Here is a 17868-nt window from a genome sequence, read left to right as displayed (position 1 = left end):
GACCAGCATGTATCTTGAGAAATTCGGCCTGTCCGGCCGCGTGGCCGTGGTCACCGGGGCCGGGCAGGGCATCGGGCTCGCCTCAGCCGAGGCGCTGTGCGAGGCGGGCGCGGCGGTCGTCCTGACTGATATCAGCATGGAGCGGGCGGAGGCCGGCTGCGCGGCGCTGGCGGCGAAGGGCTACACGGCCGAGGCCGATGTGATCGACATCGGCGACAGCGCCTCGATCAACGCGGTAGCCGACAGGCTGGCGGCGAGCGGCAGGACGGCGGACATCCTCGTCGCCAATGCCGGCATCGCGCATGCGGGCGTTCCGGCGGAAGACCTGTCGGACGCCGACTGGGAGCGCATGATCGGCATCAATCTCAGCGGCGCCTTCCGCTCCTGCCGCGCCTTCGGCAAGCACATGCTCGCCAAGGGCGGCGGCTCGATCGTCACCATCGGCTCCATGTCGGGCTCTATCGTCAACCGGCCGCAGCAGCAGGTGCACTACAATGCCGCCAAGGCGGGCGTGCACCACCTGACCCGCTCGCTCGCCGCCGAATGGGCGACGCGCGGCGTCAGGGTCAATTCCGTCGCGCCGACCTATATCGACACGCCGTTGCTCACCTTCGCGAAGGAGGACAAGCCGATGTACGAGGAATGGCTGGACATGACGCCGATGCACCGGCTCGGCCAGCCCGCCGAAATCGCCTCCATCGTGCTCTTCCTCGCCTCGGATGCCTCCAGCCTGATGACCGGCTCCATCGTCTCGGCGGATGCCGGCTATACCTGCTGGTAGAACGCCATACCGCCCGCCTCGGCTTTCCGGGCGGGCGGTATTCGCGGCAGGGCGGAAAGTGAACTTTCTTCCGCCGCCGCCATCCGGGTGTCATTTAGGCGCTTGAATTATACGCCTGACATGTTATGCGTACAACATGATAAGTTTGGATCGCGCTGGCAAGGTTGCTGCGCCGCGCGATCCGGCACTGTTTTGCGACCATCTTCTCAAGGCTGGATTGATCGCCGCGAAGCGTTCCCGTACAACGGGCATTTTGTAGCTTAACTACATAGTGGCGTGCCTCGCTTTGCGAGATCGGCACGGGCGGCTAATCGATTCATTCCATTTTTCCCGAAATTCGGCTGAATCGTTTCAAAAAATAATCTGCCGCCAATCATAAAAATGTAGTTGAATTACTGAAATGCTTTGTCTAGCATCCTTCTTGCGTGAGGTGTGGGAGCGCCGACCGGCCATCCGCTGCGCGCATTGGAGGCGTTTTTCGATAGGGAGGGGAGCTATGTTCAAAAAGCTCGTGAAAGCATCGTTGTTTGCCGCTGCCGCTACGGTCGCGCTCTGGCCGGCCATGGTTGCCGCGCCGGCTGCCGCGCAGGACGGCGATAATATCGACATCACCATCGGCTGGGTGCCGCCGGACATCACGGGCGTCTTCAAGACGGCCACGAACTTCTTCGAACTGGCCGCCGCCGACGCCAACAAGAACGGCTTCAACGTCAAGGTCCTGACCAAATCGCCGACCAGCCCGACGGCCTTCGCCGAGCAGGTCAGCATCATCGAGGACATGATCCAGCGCAAGGTCGACCTGATCGCGGTCTCGCCGGCCGAGGTCGCCACCGTCAAGCCGGCGCTCATCCGCGCCACGGAAGCCGGCATTCCGGTCGTCATCGTCAACCTGCTCGAGCCGATCGACGGCGTGAACGTCTCGTCCTATATCGGCTTCGACAACACGCAGGGCGCCGAAGTCTCCGCCTATGCGGTCGCCGACTATTTCGGCGGTCCGGGCGTGCTCGGCTCCGGCGACAAGGTCGATGTCCAGCCTGACACCTATCTCGACCTGAAGTTCTGGCAGGATCTCGCCGCGAAACTCTCCGACGAGGACAAGGCCAAGATCAAGGCGCGCGGCGCGATCATCGAGGGCGTTGCCGGCGGCTTCTTCTCGACGGCCCGTCTCAACGGCTTCCGCGAAGTGCTCAAGCAGTTCCCGGGCATCGAGATCGTCGGCGGCACCTGCGCCGGTGACTGGAACCGCGAGAAGGGCACGCGCTGCGCCGAGGATATCCTGCAGGCCAATCCCGACAACCTCGACTTCATCTGGGCCGCGTCCAACGAAATGGGCCTCGGCGCGATGCTCGTCGCCGGTTCGCAGGACCGTCTCGAAACCACCAAGGACGGTGCCAATATCGGCGACAAGAAGGTCGCGATCTTCACCAACGACGTGACGCCGGAATCGGTCGACCGTATCGCCGAGGGCAAGATGATTGCCGAAACCACCCACGGCTTTGCCGACTGGGGCTGGTTCGGCACCAAGTTCGCGGTGGAGCTCGCCTGCGGCCTCGAAGTGCCGAAGACCTTCGATATCCGCCCGCGCACCGTCTACGAGGCGAATGCCCGCAACTTCTATCCGGAACCGAAGCTGGAAGCGATCGACTGGAAGACCATCCGGGCGAGCTGCAAGAAGGCCAACTGAGTTTCTCCCAGGGCCGCGGGGTGTCGTCTTTTCGAAGGCGCGCCCCGCGTCTTGCTTGTCCGCGCGCGGGCTGGCGAAGAACGAAGGGGCGCCTGCGCGCCCATGCGGAACGGTAGTTGTAGGGCATGGACCAGCACGAAATCCTCTTGAAGCTCGAAAATATCGAGAAACGCTTTCCCGGCGTCATCGCCCTGAAATCCATCTCGCTCGACGTGCGCGCCGGCGAGGTGCAGGTGCTTCTCGGCGAGAACGGCGCGGGCAAGTCCACGCTGATGAAGATCCTTGCCGGCGAGCATGCGCCGACCGGCGGCGAGATCGTGGTGGGCGGTCGCCAGGTTTCCGCGCTGACGCCGACGCTTGCCACGGAACTCGGCATCGGCCTCGTCCATCAGGAGCTGAGCCTCGTGCCGGCGCTGAGCGTGACGGAGAACATCTTCCTCGGCCGCATGCCGCGCGGCGCCTTCGGCAAGATCGACTGGGCGAGGGCCCATGAGGCCGCTCGCCATGCGCTGGAGGCGCTCGGCGTCTCCATCGACCCGACCGCCGAGGTGCGCACGCTCGAGGTCGCCGAGCAGCAGCTCATCGAAATCACCCGCGTCCTGGAGCGCGGCCCGCGCATCCTCCTCCTCGACGAGCCCACCTCGGCGCTCTCGGACAGCGAGCGCAGCCGCCTCTTCGACGTCATCCGTCGCCTCAAGCAGCGCGGGCACGGCATCATCTACATCTCGCATCATCTCTCGGAAATCCCGATGATCGCCGACCGCGTCACGGTGCTGCGCGACGGCGTGGTCGTCGAGACGCTGCCGGCCGAGAAGGCGGACGAGGAGACGGTCATCGGCCTGATGGTCGGCCGCAGGCTGGAGGAACAGTTCCCCAAGGAGACGGTGGAGCTGGGCGCGCCGATGCTGGCGGTGGAGAACCTCGCCTCCGGCCGCACGCTCAAGGACCTTTCCTTCACCCTGCGCCGCGGCGAGATCCTCGGCATCTACGGCCTGATGGGCGCGGGACAGGCGGAAATCGCCAGCGCGCTTTTCGGTCTTCAGCCTGTCAAGGCCGGTTCGATCGCCGTCGAAGGCAAGCGCGCCGATTTCCGGCATTCGTCCGATGCCATCGCGGCCGGGCTCGGCCTCATCTCGCGCGACCGCCGCCAGAGCCTCGTGCCGATGCAGCCGGTCGGGCCGAATCTCAGCCTGTCCTGGCTTTCCGGCAAGTCGCTGCTGTCGCGGCTCGATCTTGCCCGCGAGCGGGAGGAGGGCAGGCGCTACATTTCGGACCTGCGCATCCGCCCGGCCTCCACCACGCACAAGCTCTTCTTCTTCAGCGGCGGCAACCAGCAGAAGGTCATCCTGGCGCGCTGGATGTCGAGCGGCGCGAAGATCCTGATCTTCGACGAGCCGACCCGCGGCATTGACGTCGGCGCCAAGGCCGAGGTCTTCGCCGTCATGAGCCGGCTGGTCTCCGAGGGCGCGTCGATCCTGATGATCTCCTCGGAGCTGAACGAACTCATCGGCATGGCGGATCGCGTGCTCGTCATGCGCGGCGGCCGCCTCTCCGCGGAGCTGCCGCGCGAGGAGATATCGCAGCAGAACCTGCTGCGATACGCGAGCTAGTCAAGACAAATGACAGGGCAGTTCCGCCGTCCGGAGCAGGAGACGGCAGGGCCCAAGGGAGTGGGAAGCATATGAGCACGGAAAAGAACCCGGACGCAGCCGTCAGCGCGGCCGATGCGCGCAAGGCGAAGATCAAGGGCATCGTCTTCCAGGCGGGGCCGCTGATCGCCCTCGTCCTGCTGATGGCCTATCTCGCCTTCGCCACGTCGAACTTCCTGACCCTCGACAACCTCTCCAACGTGGCGCGCCAGTCCGCCTTCGTCGCCATCCTGGCGGTCGGGCAGACCTTCGTCATCCTGACAGGCGGCATCGATCTTTCGGTGGCGGCCATCGCGGCGCTTGCCGCCTCGATCACGGCCGTGCTGCTCACCCAGCCGCTGGTGCTGTTCGGCGTCGATTTCGGCTTCGTGCCGCCACCGATCGCGATCCTGATCGGCCTTGCCATCGGCATCGTCGCCGGCGCGCTCAACGGCTGGCTCATCTCAAAGTTCAAGATCCCGGATTTCATCGCCACGCTCGGCACGATGACGGCGTTCCGCGGCGCTGCGCTGCTGGTTACCGATGGCCTGCCGGTTCCCTCCTTCAATGCCGGCCGGCAGCTTCCCGACAGCCTGCTCTGGGTCGGCGGCGGCCAGCTTCTCGGCCTGCCGGTCAGCGCGATCATCGCGCTGCTCTGCGCGGTCGCCGGCTGGTATGTGCTGCGCTACACGGCGCTGGGGCGCGCGATCTATGCCGTCGGCGGCAACCGCGCTGCGGCCCATTCCTCGGGCATCAGCATTTCCCGCACCAAGATCATGACCTATGCGATCTCCGGCCTGCTGGCCGCCATCGCCGGCATCATCCTGGTCGGCCGCCTCAACTCCGCCAACGCCCTGATGGCGGAAGGCGAGGAGCTGCGCTCCATCGCCTCCGTCGTCATCGGCGGCACCAATCTCTTCGGCGGCGAGGGCGGCGTCTGGGGCTCGATCATCGGCGCGGCCATCATCGGCGTACTCGGCAACGGCCTCAACCTGCTCGATGTCAGCCCGTTCTGGCAGCGCATCGCGCAGGGTATCGTCATCGTGGTCGTGGTAATCTTCGACCAGTGGCGCCGCCGCAGCATGACGAAGGTTTGAGGAGAAACGGGATGAAGAACAAGCTTGGCCTGCACGCCAATGTCTGGGTGCGCGACTGGGGCCGCGAGGAATGCGTGCTCGCGGTCAACAAGACCGCCGAACTCGGCTTCGACATCATCGAGATCTCCGCGCCCGATCCGAAGGCGCTGGACATCGCCTTCACCGCGGCCGAGCTGCGCAAGGCCGGCATTTCCGCCAACCTGTCGCTCGGCCTTGATGCCGCAAGCGACATATCGAGCGGCGATCCGGCCCGCGTGAAGGCGGGCGAAGTCCGGCTGCGCGAGGTCATCGCCGCCGCTGCCGAGCTCGGCTCCAGCCATGTCTGCGGCATCCTCTATTCGGCCTTCCAGAAATATCCCGAGCCGCCGACCGCGGCCGGCATCGCCGGGGCCGTCGAGGTCCTGCGCCGGATCGGCGAGGAGGCGGGCCGCCACGGCATCACGCTCGGCCTCGAAGTCGTCAACCGCTATGAGACCAACGTGCTCAACACGGCAGGGCAGGGCGTCGAGTTCTGCAAGCGGGTCGGCCTTCCCAATGTGAAGGTCCATCTCGACTCCTACCACATGAACATCGAGGAGGCGGACATGGAGATGGCGCTCGTCGATACGGGCGACCATCTCGGCTATTTCCATATCGGGGAATCGAACCGCGGCTATCTCGGCGCCGGTTCCGTCGATTTCGGCCGTATCTTCAACGGCCTCGCGCGGATCGGCTACGATGGGCCGATCGTTTTCGAATCCTTCTCGTCCGCGGTGGTCGGGCAGCCCCTTTGCGGCATCCTCGGCATCTGGCGCAACCTCTGGGAAGACGGAGAGGACCTCGCGCGCCACGCAAAGACCTTCATCGAAGCCAAGCTGAAGTCCGCCGGCGAAGTCGGGCGCGAAGCCAGCCGTTCCGCCCTGCCTTGAGGGCGGTCGGTGCGTCCCTCCGGGCGCACCTGTCGCTTAAGGCCCCCTTCCGCCGGAGCGGTAGGGGTGGGATGGGTGGCTACCAGCCGCCCTCGATGCGGCGGTCGTCGGCGGGACCGCCGAGGTCGAAGACGATGAGCTTGTTCTCGGTGAAGCTGTCGAGGAACCATTGCGACAGCTCGCGGCCGACGCCGGACTTGCCCGCGCCGCCGAAGGGGGCGAGCTGGTCCCAGTAGTTCGAGGTCTCGTTGACGTTGACCGCGCCGTGCGGCAGGGCCTCGGCGACGCGCCAGGCCTTGGACATGTCCTGCGTCCAGAGCGAGGCGACGAGGCCGAGCTCGGATTCGTTGGCGATCTCGATGGCCTCCTCGTCGGAAGCGACCTTCAGCACCAGCGCCAGCGGCGAGAAGGATTCGCCCTTGCCGCGGATCATCGCCCGGTCGAGGCCGGTTACGATGGTGGCGGGGTAGTAGAGCCCCTGTTCCGGGCCGAACTGCTCGATGGTCGCGCCGGCTTCACGCAGGTCCGCCACATGCTGGCGGGCGCGTTCGAGGACGGCGGGGTTGCAGAGCGGGCCCATGTCGTTGCCGGCATCGGCGGGGTCGCCGATCTTCAGGGCGGCCGTGGCGGCGCGGAACTTCGCCAGGAATTCGTCATAGACCTTTTCGTGCACGAAGAGCCGTTCCGACGAGGTGCAGACCTGGCCGGAATAGTAGAAGGCGCCGGTGATCGCCCCTTCCACGGCGCGGTCGATATCGGCGTCCTCCAGCACGATCTGCGGCCCGTCGCCGCCGAGCTCCAGCAGCATGGGGCGCAGCGGATTGACCCGCGCGATCTCCTCGCCGACCCTGTTCGAGCCGGTGAAGAAGATGCCCTTGACGTCGGCATGGCGCACCAGATGCGCGCCGACATCGCCAAAACCCTGCACCATGTTGAGGACGCCCGGCGGGAAGCCCGCTTCCTCGAAGAGCTCGGCGACCATGGCGCATGAAACCGGGCCGTATTCCGTCGGCTTCCAGACCACCGTGTTGCCGGCGGCAACGGCGTGGGCAAGGGCGATGGAGGAGATGTCGGTCGGGAAATTGAAGGGCGTGATGACGCCGATGACGCCGAGCGGGCGGTGGCCGAGCACGAGGCGCTTGTTCGTCGTCTTCTCCTGCGTGGAGGGCAGGGTCATGCCGCGGTAGCGCAGGATTTCCTCGGCGGCCTTGCCCCAGGCGGGGCCGGAATATTCGAAGGTCTCCTCGCGGGCGGCGAGGATCGGCTTGCCGACCTCCTTGGTGACCATCTGGGCCATGGCCTCGGCGCGGTCGCGGAAGAGGCGCTGCATGTTGCGCAGGATCTTCGCGCGCACCTGCACCGAGGTCTTCGACCAGTCGGCAAAGGCGTCCTTCGCCGCCGCGACGGCGCGGTCGACATCGGAGGGCGCGCAGCGGCCGATCTCGTGCAGGCGCCTGCCAGTATGGGGATCGTTTGCGGCGAAGGTGCCGCCGGAGCCCGGCTCCCACCGGCCGCCGATCAGCGCGCCGTTCAGGAGCCTTCTGTCGAACTGCATGCCGAATTCATTGCTATGGACGGTCATCTGGTTCCTCCCCATGGCCATCGTGCAGGCAGGAACGCCCGCCTCCCTGTGATCGAAGGTAGGCCCGGGGCGGGATGAACGTCAACTATTTTTGACGGAATGTTTTATTTATTTGACGCTCAGAGCATCGGCGGCGTCACGGCGCAGACGACGACGACCGGCGTGTCGCCGGCATTGCGGATGCGGTAGGGCACGCCGGAAAAGAGCTGGTAGCCGCCGCCGGCGCCGATCGTGTGCGCCTTGCCGCCGATCTCCAGTTCGATGGTTCCTTCCACCACCAGCGCGGCGGTTTCGCCGTCGTGCACGATGAGGTCCTCGCCCGTTCCCGCGTTGGGGGCGTAGTGCTCCAGGAACATCTGAAGGCGCTTGTCGCGGCGCTGCGAGGCAAGGCAGCGCATGTCGGCCTCGCCGCGCGTGATGACGGTGAGGTCTTCCGGCGCGGCGATCAGCACGTCCTCCTCCGCCGGCGGAATGGCGAAGAAATCGGCAAGGCTCATCGGCAGGGCTCGCAGGATCTTGTGCAGCGAGACGACCGAAGGCGCATGCGCATCCTGCTCGATCAGCGAGATGCTGGCATTCGTCACGCCCGCGCGCTTGGCAAGCTCCCGCTGAGAGACGCCGAAGGCTTCGCGCACCATCTTCAGCCGCTGGCCGATCTTCAGGTCGCCCTGCATGTCCTGCAGGGGGGCGGCGGCGATGGCCGGCGCCTTCGGGGTCGAGGTCTTGGGTTTGCGGCTCACGAACGGAATCTCCCGGTCGGCAGGGTGTTTTCCTCCGAGTTATAGGTTTTCCGCCGGAAATCAAGGCGTTGTGGATGCGGCCGGCGCCCGCCTCGCGCGAGCGCCGGCCCGGGTCTCAGTAACGGCCCTTGCCGGCCGGCTTCACCACGAGAAGCGTGATGAGCGCATAGACCACGCCGCCGACCACCGCCGTCGGCAGGGCGGCCGTCAGGTAGTCGTAGGGCCAGCGGCTTTCATAGGTGATCGGGTTCAGGAGGTAGAGATAGGTGCAGAAGCCCGCGGCCATGGCGATCAGCGAGGCTGGGTTGAAGCCGCTCCAGAAGCGATAGGCGCTGTCCGGCCTGTCCTCGAAGAGGCCGCGCACGTCGATCCGCCGCTTGCGCAGGAGGTAGTAGTCGACGATCTGGATGCCGCAGAGCGGGGCGAAGCCGAGGCCGATGAAGGCGATGAAGGTGCCGAAATTGGCGAAGAATAGATCCGGGATCAGCAGCCCCACCACGCCCACCGGGGCGATGGAGATCAGCAGCAGCATCGGCCAGCTCAGCTTCTGGAGCGCCGGGAAATGCCGCAGCCCGATCGAGGAGGAATAGACCCCCGCGACGGCCGTGCCGAGATTGGCCGCGGCGACGAAGAGCAGCGCGATCACGCCATAGGTCGGCCCGCCCACCGTGCGCATCCATTCGGCCGGGTCGGAGACCTGGAGCACGAGAATGCCGGCGATGCCGATGGCCGAGAGCAGCGGCACGGGAAGGCCCATGCCCACCATGATCGGGGCCGCCGCCCGCCTTCCGTTCGGGGCCATGCGCACCATGGCGCCGATATAGGGCCACCAGGAGAGCAGCGAGATGATGCCGATCTCGACGCCCGTCGTGTAGTTCCAGTGCGCGTCGGTCGCGGCATAGGCGGGCACGGCCGCCGACAGGTCCTCCCAGCGCTGCGTGACGAGGATGTAGAGCATCCAGAAGCCGACGAAGACATGGGCGACGAGGATCTTCGCGATCCTGTCGACGCCGGAGGAGCCCTTCAGCAGGAAGAGGAACACCAGCCCGGCCGCCAGCAGTACCGTCGCCTGCACGAGGAAGTTATGGCTGTCCTCGCCGATCCAGCCGAGCGCCAGCAGCAATTGCCGCGTCGACTTGGCGAAGAAGATGAGGAGCAGCGAGTTCCAGCCGACGATGGAGACGAACTGCATGGCGGCGGGGATGATCCAGCCGCGCGAGCCGAATTGCGGCTTGGACGAGGCGATGGAATCGACGCCGAAGCGGATGGCGACCGGCACGGCCGCCAGCGCCACGATGAGCATGCCGATCATGCTGCCGGCGAGGAGGGCGAAGAAACCTTCCTTGAAGCTGAGATAATAGCCGACATATTCGCCGATGATGTAGCACCAGGTCGCGGCGGCGGCCGTGGCGAGAGAAATGCCGAGCTGCCAGGGGCCCCAGACCCGCTCCTGCGGCAGCAGCGGCCAGGCGCTCTTGTCGGCCTCGATGAGGATTTCGTCCTGTACGCTCATGCTATCCTCCCGATCAGAAGGGCGAGGATCGGCAGCAGAACGCCGAGCCCGATCAGCGCGGCCCAGGCCATGCCATCGAAATCCTCTCCCTGGTTGCGCGGATCCTCCAGTAGCCGGAGCCGACGCTCCAGCTCCGGTTGCAGCCTCTCCTCAGCCATGCCGTGTCCTCCCTGATATGGCGTTCGTTGCATGCGGCCCGAAGTTCCCCTTCCGGACCTTGATTGTTATCCGGCCAGCCGCTCCCCCTTCGGGTCGTACCAGGGGCGAAGCTGCAGGCGGATCGGATGGCGCCGCCAGGCGATCTCGGCCTCCCAGGTGCCGGAGGCGAGCCAGTCCGGCGTCACGCCGCCGGGGCAGGTGACGTAGCCCATGCCGAGCGAGGCCCCGAGGCGGTGGCCGTAGGCGCCCGTCGTGACGGAGCCGACGATCTCGCCGTCCCTCAGCAGCGGTTCGTTGTGATAGAGATGCGGCGGCTCGCCTTCTGCCTCGATGCGGATCTGCACGAGGCGGCGGTCGGGCGTTCCGGCTTCCTTCTGGCGCAGGAGCGCGTCGCGGCCGATGAAGCCGCCGGCCTTGTCGAGGGCGACGGCGAAACCGAGGCCGGCCTGCAAGGGGCTGTCCTCCTCGCCGATATCATGGCCCCAGTGGCGGTAGCCCTTTTCCATGCGCAGCGAATTGATGGCGAAATAGCCGCCCATCCTGAGGCCGAGACCGGCGCCAGCTTCAATCAGCTTCTCCAGCACATGGCCGGCGAATTCCGCCGGCATGTAGAGCTCCCAGCCGAGCTCGCCGACATAGGTGAGGCGGCTTGCCCGCACGCGGGCATAGCCGAGATCGATCTCCCGGCTGGTACCGAAGGGGAATGCCTCGTTGGAGAAGTCGGCCGGCGACAGACGCTCGAGCAGCGCGCGGGACTTCGGCCCCATCAGCGCCAGCATCGGCAGGCCCGAGGTGATGTCCTGAACATGGACGCGCGCGCCATCCGGCAGGTGCCGGCGCAGCCAGGCGAGGTCGCGGCGCTGCGAGACGGCGATGGTCACGACCATGAACTCGGTCTCGGAAAGCCGGGTGACCGTCACGTCCGCCTCGATGCCGCCCTCCTTGTTCAGCCATTGCGTATAGACGACCTTGCCGACGGGAACGTCGATCTGGCCGGCCGAGACATGGTTGAGCGCCGCGCAGGCATCCGGCCCGCTGACGAGATACTTGATGAAGCAGGAATGGTCGAACAGCGTGACGTTGCTCGCCGTGTTGCGGCATTCCTCGCCGACTGCGTCGAACCACGAGGGGCGGCCATAGGAATATTGCACTTTGGGTGTCGTGCCCGGCGCGCCGAAGAAGCCCGGCCGCTCCCAGCCGGCCGCTTCCGTCATCCATGCCCCCGCGGCCGAAAGCTTGTCATGGAACGAGCTGCGGCGGATGCCGCGCGCCGTCTCGAACTGGCGGGACGGCCAGTGCATGTCGAAGAGCAGGCCGAGCGTCTCGGTCGTGCGGTCCTCCAGATATTTGCGGTTGCCCATGAAGGTCTGCATGCGGCGGATGTCGACGTCCATCAGCTCGACCGGCGGGCGGCGGTCGCGGATCCAGTCGGCGAGCGCCTTGCCGACACCGCCCGAGGAGAGGATGCCGACCGAGTTGAAGCCAGTGGCGCAGAAGAGGCCGGGCACTTCCGGCGTCTCGCCGAGAAGGTAGCGGTCATCGGGGGTGAAACTCTCCGGGCCGTTGAAGAAGAGCTGGATGCCCGTGCGCTCCAGAACCGGCACGCGGCGGGTCGCCTGTTCCAGATAGGGCGCGATATGGTCGACGTCCTCCGGCAGGGTGCCGAAGCTGAAGTCCTCGGGAATGCCGGCCTGGCCCCAGGGTTTTGCGTTCGGCTCGAAGAAGCCGACCAGCAGCTTGCCGGCATCCTCCTTGTAATAGGTCCATTCGTCGCCGAGGAAGAGCACCGGCAGGTCGCGCGGCAGGCCCTCCACCTGTTCCGTCACGATGTAGAAATGCTCGGCGGCGTGCAGCGGGATCGTCACGCCGGCCTCGGCGGCGAGGTCGCGCGACCACATGCCGCCGCAAATGACGACGGTCCCGGCGCGGATCGGCCCCCGGTCGGTCATCACGCCGGCGGCCTTGCCGTTCTCGACGAGGATCTTCGTCACGGAAAGGTTCTCGAAGACCTTCGCCCCACGCATGCGCGCGCCCCTGGCATAGGCCTGCGTCACGTCGATCGGGTTGACCTGCCCGTCATGCGGGAACCAGAAGCCGCCGACGATGCCGTCGGTGCTGATCGGCCCCCAGCGCTCCTTGATCTCGCCCGGCGTGACCGGCTCGACCGGCAGGCCGAAATTGCGGCCCATCGATGCGCCGCGCGCCAGTTCCTCATAGCGGGCCGGCGTGTTGGCGACGCGCAGCGAGCCGTTGCGCTTGAAGCCGGTCGCCTGGCCCGTCTCGGCCTCCAGCGAGCCGAAGAGCTCGCCGGTATATTTGGCCAGCTCCGTCATGCGGCGCGTGGCGCGAAGCTGCGTCACCAGCCCGGCCGCATGCCATGTCGTGCCGCTGGTGAGCTGCTTGCGCTCGCAGACCACCACATCCGTGATACCGATCTTCGTCAGGTGATAGGCAACAGAGCACCCCGCGACGCCGCCGCCGATGACGACGACGTCTGCCCGCTCCGGAACATCCGTCATTGTGTTTCCCCCGGCAGCGGCTCCACCCGCTGCATGTTTGGATTTCTTAACACTGTGTCATAGAAAATCAAACAGTCAATAGGGTTCGGAATGCTGCATGGCTGGGGAAAGAGACGTCTTCCAGCCGATCATCGACGCTACGGTACGGTATCCCGAGAGGATTTCAGCACCAAGGGCGGCTCTTGGCCAGACGTTTTCGAAACGGAACGGGCAGCAGGTCGCGGAGCATCGATGCCGCGTTGGGGGCGATGGCATCGGAAAACTGTAATTTTCCTGCATCCTCGTAGGTCGGTGCCGCAAAGCCTGATAGAACGACGTATCCCGCCGCCAACCGGATGCAGCAGATCGCATGGCCGACCGTATCGGAAAACTTCCATCCCTCAACGGCGTCCGCGTCTTCGAAGTCGTCGCGCGGCATCTGAACTTCCGGCTCGCGGCGGAGGAGCTCGGCGTCACGCAGGGCGCCGTCGCCCAGCAGATCCGGGGACTGGAGGCCGAGCTCGGCCTCAAGCTGTTCGAGCGGCATCCGAGGACGCTTGCGATCACCGAGGCGGGGCGCAGCTATGTCGGCAGCGTCCGCCGTGCCCTGGAACTGATCTCCGAGGCGACGGAGACCTTGCGCCCGGAGCCGCAGCATCTCACGATCAGCGTGACGCCGACCTTCGCCTCGAAATGGCTGATCCCGCGCCTGCCGGAATTCACCGCCGCGCATCCGCATATCGACCTGCGCATTCTCGCCAGCGACCGGATCTCCAATTTCCAGACGGATGCGGTGGATCTTGCCGTGCGCTACGGCCGGCCGCCCTTCGGGCCGGGCCTCCAGGCGGACCTCCTGTTCGAACAGGTCATCGTGGCGCTCGGCAGCCCCCTGCTGATCGAGAAGCTCGGAAGGCCCGAGGTACCGGAAAACCTTGCCGGCTATGCACTACTGCACGATGCGCATAATTTCTGGCCGCGCTTCCTGGAGCAGGCGATGGGCAAGGCGGCGCCGGTTTCGGCGCCGAAGAACATCCGCTTCAACCAGACGGCGCTGGCGCTGGAGGCAGCGCGCGGCGGGCAGGGGCTGGCGCTCGCCAGCGAATTCCTCATCGGGGACGACATCGCCGGCGGCCATCTCGTGCGGCTCTTCGAAACGCGGATGCGCGTCGGCGCCGATTTCTACGTCGTCGCGCCGCGCAAGCCGCGGCATCCCGCCTCCGTCGATGCGGTCCGCGGCTGGCTGTTGAGGGAAAGCGCGAAATACAGGACCGGTGCCGCTACGGCCTAGCGGGAGGCTTTGGCGATAGATTTTCTACAGGATGCGGCGCGTATTTCTGGTTGGCCCTGCCGCGGGCGGCATGGCAGGATGGGGCAATCAACGGTTCATGAAAGGATAGTTCCATGGCAGGCGAGAAGGTCGCATTGATCACAGCCGGCGGCAGCGGCATGGGGGCGGAGGCCGCCCGGCGGCTGGCGGCGGACGGATTCAGGATCGGGGTGCTTTCCTCCTCCGGCAAGGGCGAGGCGCTGGCGGGCGAATTCGGCGGTTTCGGCGTTACCGGCTCCAACCAGTCGAACGACGACCTGAAGCGCCTTGTCGACGGCGCGCTGGAGCGCTGGGGCCGCATCGACGTGCTCGTCAACAGCGCCGGCCACGGGCCGCGCAAGCCGATCCTCGACCTGACGGACGATGACTGGCACACGGGAATCGACGTCTACTTCCTCAATGCCGTGCGCCCGACGCGCCTCGTGGTGCCGGTCATGCAGAAGCAGAAGTCCGGCGTCATCATCAACATCTCGACAGCCTGGGCCTTCGAGCCGAGCTCGATGTTCCCGACCTCCGCCGTCGCCCGCGCGGGCCTCGCCTCCTTCACGAAGATCTTCGCCGACACCTATGCGGGCGACAATATCCGCATGAACAACGTGCTGCCCGGCTGGATCGACAGCCTGCCGGCAACGGACGAGCGCCGCGACAGCGTGCCGATGAGGCGCTACGGCACCAGCAAGGAAGTCGCCGCGACGATCGCCTTCCTCGCTTCCGAGGGAGCGGCCTACATCACCGGACAGAACATCCGCGTCGACGGCGGCATCACGCGCGCGATTTGACGGGGATCGAGAGCGGTCAGGCCAATTTGCCCGATCTCTAGAGGCGATGCCGGCGGGTGACCTCCGGGTCGAGAGCCATGCGGTAGCCGGCTGTCTTCGGGGGCGGCGCGGTCGTTCGGGCAGTGCCGGAGAGGTCGTCGAGGAAAGCGCGGCACCAGGCGAAGACGTCGTTTTCGCGCAGGGTCGCCATCATGCTCTGCCAGCGCTGGCGCCGCTCCTCGAGCGGCATGGCGAGGCCGCGCGCGAGGGCTTCGGCCGTGCCTTCCACGTCGTAGGGATTGACCAGAACGGCCTCCTTCAGTTCCTGCGCCGCGCCGGCGAAGCGCGAGAGCAGGAGGACGCCAGGGTCTTCCTCGTTCTGGGCGGCGACATATTCCTTCGCCACCAGGTTCATGCCGTCGCGCAGGGGTGTCACCATTGCGAGCTTCGCCATGCGGTAGAGGCCGGCGAGCGCCGGGCGGCGAAGGGAGCGGTTGACATAGCGGATCGGCACCCAGTCCACGGTGCCGAGGGCTCCGTTGACGCGGCCGGCCTGCTCGGCGACGGTGCGCTGCATCGCCTCGTATTCCGGAACCTCGGAGCGCGATTTCGGCGTGATCTGCAGCAGCGTCACCTGGCGCTGGCTGTCGGGATGACGCGTCAGGAACGTCTCGAAGGCGTCGATGCGCTGGGTGATGCCCTTGGAATAATCGAGCCGGTCGACGCCGATGATCAGCGCCTTGCCGTCGAGGCTCTGCAGCATGCGCCTGTGCAGCGTGGTTTCCGATGCGCGCCGCGCAATGGCGGCGAATTCGTCGGTCTCGATGCCGATCGGATAGGGTTTTGCGGTGAAGGCCTGTTCGCCGACCATGAACCGGGTCGTGCCCAGCCGCTTGCCGAGGCCCTGCCGTGCCAGGCAATCGGCGAAATTCTCGCGGTCGTGAACGGTCTGGAAGCCGATCACGTCATATTCCGTCAGGCCCTTCAGCAGCTCCTCGTGCACGGGCATTGTCAGGAAGACGTCCGGCGCGGGCCAGGGAATATGCAGGAAGAAGCCGATGCGGTTGCGCACGCCCTGCCGGCGCAGCTCCGCGGCAAGGGGGATCAGATGGTAATCGTGAACCCAGATGAGGTCGTCCTCCCGCAGCATTGGCAGGAGGCGGCTGGCGAAGAACCGGTTGACGCGGAAATAGCCCGCCATCTCGCGGCGCCCGTATTCGGCGAGATCCAGCCGGTAGTGGCAGATCGGCCAGAGCACGCGGTTGGCAAAGCCCTGGTAGTATTCCTCGACATCCTGCTGGGTGAGGTCCGTCAGGGCATATTCGATATTGCCCTCCTTCACGCTGGCCAGCGGCCCGATCTCGTCCTCGCCGCAGGAACGGCCGGACCAACCGAGCCACAGGCCGCCGCGTGCTTCCAGCGCCGTCTTGAGCGCGACCGCCAGGCCGCCGGCCGGGGCCGTGCCCCGCTTGTCAGGAACGGGAACGCGGTTCGAAACGACGATCAGACGGCTCATTCTCGGGGCACCAATCTTTTGGGTGAAGGCGGCCGGTCCCGAAGGACGGGCCTTGCCATTTTCATTGCGACGGAGGTGAAACACCTCACGGCAGGGAAGGTTCCACGGTGAAGCGGCAGGCGCCGCGATAGGCGTCTGCCGCTCCAGGGACCACTTCACGACAAGCGGGAAGTGCATGACAAACTGCCGTTGTCTCACATTGTTCCCGCCGAGAGCCGCGAAAGTTACGGGGTCGGAACTTCCCTCAGGGGCCGGAGTTACCGCCGTCACGCGGTCTGGAGCCGCAGTGCGGTAAAGGCATTTTCCCATGAGCGAGACGGTCCTGAAGTCCTCGGCGGATTCAACGGAAAATCCAGCGGAACGTCCCGAAGAGAAAGAGGATCCGCCGCTTCTCAAGCAGCTCGGCCCCGGCCTCATCACCGGCGCGGCCGACGACGATCCGAGCGGGATCGCCACCTATTCGCAGGCCGGGGCGCAGTTCGGCTTCAGCCTGCTCTGGACGATGCTCCTTTCCTATCCCCTCATGTGCGCCATCCAGATCGTCAGCGCGCGGATCGGGCGCGTCACGGGCTGCGGCCTCGCCGCCAATCTGCGGGCGGTCTGGCCCCGGCCGGTCGTGTTCCTGCTGATCGTGCTGCTGTTTGCCGCCAACACGATCAATATCGGCGCCAATCTCGCCGCGATGGGGGCCTCGGCGGAGCTTGCGACGGGCGTGCCGGGGCGGCCGCTGGCCATAGGCTTTGCCATCCTTTCCCTGCTGCTGCAGGTCTTCGTGTCCTATCACCGCTATGCGAGCTACCTGAAATGGCTGACCATGGTGCTGCTCTCCTATGTCGCCGTCCTCTTCGTGGTGAAGGTCGACTGGGGTGCGGCGGCCTATGGCCTGTTCGTGCCGACCATCGGCAAGAGCGGCGACACCTTCACCGTGATCGTCGCGATCCTCGGCACGACGATCAGCCCCTATCTCTTCTTCTGGCAGACCAGCCAGGAGGTGGAGGAGATCGAGGAGCATGAGGATGCCCGGCCGCTGAAGCGCGCGCCGCGCCAGGCGAAGCGCGAATTGAAGCGCATCCGCTTCGACACCTTCGTCGGCATGGCCGTCTCCACCCTCGTCGCCGTGGCGATCATCATGAGCACGGCCGCCACGCTGCATGCGAGCGGCAAGACGGATATCGGCACGGCGGCTGACGTCGCCGAGGCGTTGCGGCCCATTGCCGGCGACTTCGCCTTCGTGCTGTTCAGCCTCGGCATCATCGGCACGGGCATGCTCTCCATTCCGGTGCTGGCCGGCTCGGCCGCCTACGGCGCCTCGGAATGCTGCGGCTGGGCATGCGGCCTCGACAACAAGCCGGGCCAGGCCGCCGGCTTCTATACCGTCATCGTCGCGGCGACGCTTTCAGGGCTGGTCATGGAGTTCCTGCCGATCGACCCGATCAAGGCGCTTTTCTGGAGCGCCGTCATCAACGGCTTCGTTGCCGTGCCCATCATGGTTTCGATGATGATGGTCGTCAGCCGCAGCGCGCAGATGAAGCAATTCACCGCTTCTCCGCTGCTTCTTGTGGTTGGCTGGGCGGCTACCGGGGTGATGGCGCTGGCCGCCGGCGCGATGCTGATCTTTCACTGATCCGCATCGCGTTGAACAAATTGTGTTTTGTCCGTCATCGCGGGAACAAAATT

The 17868-nt window shown here is 66.0% G+C and carries 14 protein-coding genes; 8 read left to right on the top strand and 6 right to left on the bottom strand.

What is annotated here, in order from left to right:
- The first annotated feature begins 7 nt into the window (after positions 1-7).
- The 5 genes from ACZ1A1_RS22180 (at position 8) to ACZ1A1_RS22160 (ending at position 6098) form a co-directional block, all read left to right on the top strand.
- Positions 8-781, top strand: a complete 774-nt coding sequence (locus tag ACZ1A1_RS22180) for an SDR family NAD(P)-dependent oxidoreductase (RefSeq protein ID WP_463621606.1) — start codon at positions 8-10, stop codon at positions 779-781.
- Positions 782-1277: 496 nt separating this feature from the next.
- Positions 1278-2465, top strand: a complete 1188-nt coding sequence (locus tag ACZ1A1_RS22175; RefSeq protein WP_313193372.1) for a sugar ABC transporter substrate-binding protein — start codon at positions 1278-1280, stop codon at positions 2463-2465.
- 125 nt (positions 2466-2590) lie between these two features.
- Positions 2591-4075 (top strand): sugar ABC transporter ATP-binding protein, encoded by a 1485-nt coding sequence (locus tag ACZ1A1_RS22170; RefSeq protein WP_463621605.1) that lies wholly within the window; start codon positions 2591-2593, stop codon positions 4073-4075.
- A 71-nt stretch (positions 4076-4146) separates the two neighbouring features.
- Entirely contained in the window at positions 4147-5190 is a 1044-nt protein-coding gene (locus tag ACZ1A1_RS22165) for an ABC transporter permease (RefSeq protein WP_313193370.1), read from the top strand.
- 11 nt (positions 5191-5201) lie between these two features.
- Positions 5202-6098, top strand: coding sequence for a sugar phosphate isomerase/epimerase family protein (locus ACZ1A1_RS22160; protein WP_463621604.1), 897 nt, complete (start codon positions 5202-5204; stop codon positions 6096-6098).
- Between the two features lie 79 nt (positions 6099-6177).
- Here ACZ1A1_RS22160 and ACZ1A1_RS22155 read toward each other — a convergent pair whose 3' ends face one another.
- The 5 genes from ACZ1A1_RS22155 to ACZ1A1_RS22135 form a co-directional block, all read right to left on the bottom strand.
- Positions 6178-7680 carry an aldehyde dehydrogenase family protein gene (locus tag ACZ1A1_RS22155; protein ID WP_463621603.1) on the bottom strand — a complete coding sequence of 501 codons (1503 nt, stop codon included), beginning with the start codon at positions 7678-7680 and terminating at the stop codon, positions 6178-6180.
- A 119-nt stretch (positions 7681-7799) separates the two neighbouring features.
- A complete protein-coding gene (locus tag ACZ1A1_RS22150; protein WP_119256456.1) occupies positions 7800-8420 on the bottom strand; it encodes a cupin domain-containing protein in 621 nt (206 codons plus the stop codon).
- Between the two features lie 115 nt (positions 8421-8535).
- On the bottom strand, positions 8536-9933 hold the full coding sequence (locus ACZ1A1_RS22145) for a purine-cytosine permease family protein (RefSeq protein WP_424546841.1): 1398 nt from the start codon (positions 9931-9933) through the stop codon (positions 8536-8538).
- A complete protein-coding gene (locus ACZ1A1_RS22140) occupies positions 9930-10091 on the bottom strand; it encodes a hypothetical protein (protein ID WP_463621602.1) in 162 nt (53 codons plus the stop codon). Before ACZ1A1_RS22140 ends, ACZ1A1_RS22145 begins: the two co-directional genes overlap by 4 nt.
- 66 nt (positions 10092-10157) lie before the next feature.
- Positions 10158-12611 (bottom strand): GcvT family protein, encoded by a 2454-nt coding sequence (locus ACZ1A1_RS22135; RefSeq protein WP_463621601.1) that lies wholly within the window; start codon positions 12609-12611, stop codon positions 10158-10160.
- A gap of 349 nt (positions 12612-12960) precedes the next feature.
- Here ACZ1A1_RS22135 and ACZ1A1_RS22130 point away from each other — a divergent pair, with 349 nt between their 5' ends.
- Positions 12961-13878 (top strand): LysR substrate-binding domain-containing protein, encoded by a 918-nt coding sequence (locus ACZ1A1_RS22130; protein WP_463621599.1) that lies wholly within the window; start codon positions 12961-12963, stop codon positions 13876-13878.
- 113 nt (positions 13879-13991) lie between these two features.
- A complete protein-coding gene (locus tag ACZ1A1_RS22125) occupies positions 13992-14696 on the top strand; it encodes an SDR family oxidoreductase (RefSeq protein WP_463621598.1) in 705 nt (234 codons plus the stop codon).
- 37 nt (positions 14697-14733) lie between these two features.
- Here ACZ1A1_RS22125 and otsA read toward each other — a convergent pair whose 3' ends face one another.
- Complete coding sequence (gene otsA / locus ACZ1A1_RS22120; protein WP_463621596.1) at positions 14734-16191, bottom strand: alpha,alpha-trehalose-phosphate synthase (UDP-forming); 1458 nt, start codon at positions 16189-16191, stop codon at positions 14734-14736.
- Between the two features lie 307 nt (positions 16192-16498).
- Here otsA and ACZ1A1_RS22115 point away from each other — a divergent pair, with 307 nt between their 5' ends.
- A complete protein-coding gene (locus ACZ1A1_RS22115) occupies positions 16499-17815 on the top strand; it encodes an Nramp family divalent metal transporter (RefSeq protein WP_463621595.1) in 1317 nt (438 codons plus the stop codon).
- Positions 17816-17868 lie beyond the last annotated feature (53 nt).

Source organism: Shinella sp. R2-11 (assembly GCF_055330205.1).
This window is presented reverse-complemented; position numbering and strand designations above follow the sequence as displayed.

Bases quoted from the DNA above. Each gene is read 5' to 3' on its own strand.
- ACZ1A1_RS22180 (WP_463621606.1), top strand. From the start codon at position 8: ATGTATCTTGAGAAATTCGGCCTGTCCGGCCGCGTGGCCGTGGTCACC.
- ACZ1A1_RS22175 (WP_313193372.1), top strand. From the start codon at position 1,278: ATGTTCAAAAAGCTCGTGAAAGCATCGTTGTTTGCCGCTGCCGCTACG.
- ACZ1A1_RS22170 (WP_463621605.1), top strand. From the start codon at position 2,591: ATGGACCAGCACGAAATCCTCTTGAAGCTCGAAAATATCGAGAAACGC.
- ACZ1A1_RS22165 (WP_313193370.1), top strand. From the start codon at position 4,147: ATGAGCACGGAAAAGAACCCGGACGCAGCCGTCAGCGCGGCCGATGCG.
- ACZ1A1_RS22160 (WP_463621604.1), top strand. From the start codon at position 5,202: ATGAAGAACAAGCTTGGCCTGCACGCCAATGTCTGGGTGCGCGACTGG.
- ACZ1A1_RS22155 (WP_463621603.1), bottom strand. From the start codon at position 7,680: ATGACCGTCCATAGCAATGAATTCGGCATGCAGTTCGACAGAAGGCTC.
- ACZ1A1_RS22145 (WP_424546841.1), bottom strand. From the start codon at position 9,933: ATGAGCGTACAGGACGAAATCCTCATCGAGGCCGACAAGAGCGCCTGG.
- ACZ1A1_RS22140 (WP_463621602.1), bottom strand. From the start codon at position 10,091: ATGGCTGAGGAGAGGCTGCAACCGGAGCTGGAGCGTCGGCTCCGGCTA.
- ACZ1A1_RS22135 (WP_463621601.1), bottom strand. From the start codon at position 12,611: ATGACGGATGTTCCGGAGCGGGCAGACGTCGTCGTCATCGGCGGCGGC.
- ACZ1A1_RS22130 (WP_463621599.1), top strand. From the start codon at position 12,961: ATGGCCGACCGTATCGGAAAACTTCCATCCCTCAACGGCGTCCGCGTC.
- ACZ1A1_RS22125 (WP_463621598.1), top strand. From the start codon at position 13,992: ATGGCAGGCGAGAAGGTCGCATTGATCACAGCCGGCGGCAGCGGCATG.
- otsA (WP_463621596.1), bottom strand. From the start codon at position 16,191: ATGAGCCGTCTGATCGTCGTTTCGAACCGCGTTCCCGTTCCTGACAAG.
- ACZ1A1_RS22115 (WP_463621595.1), top strand. From the start codon at position 16,499: ATGAGCGAGACGGTCCTGAAGTCCTCGGCGGATTCAACGGAAAATCCA.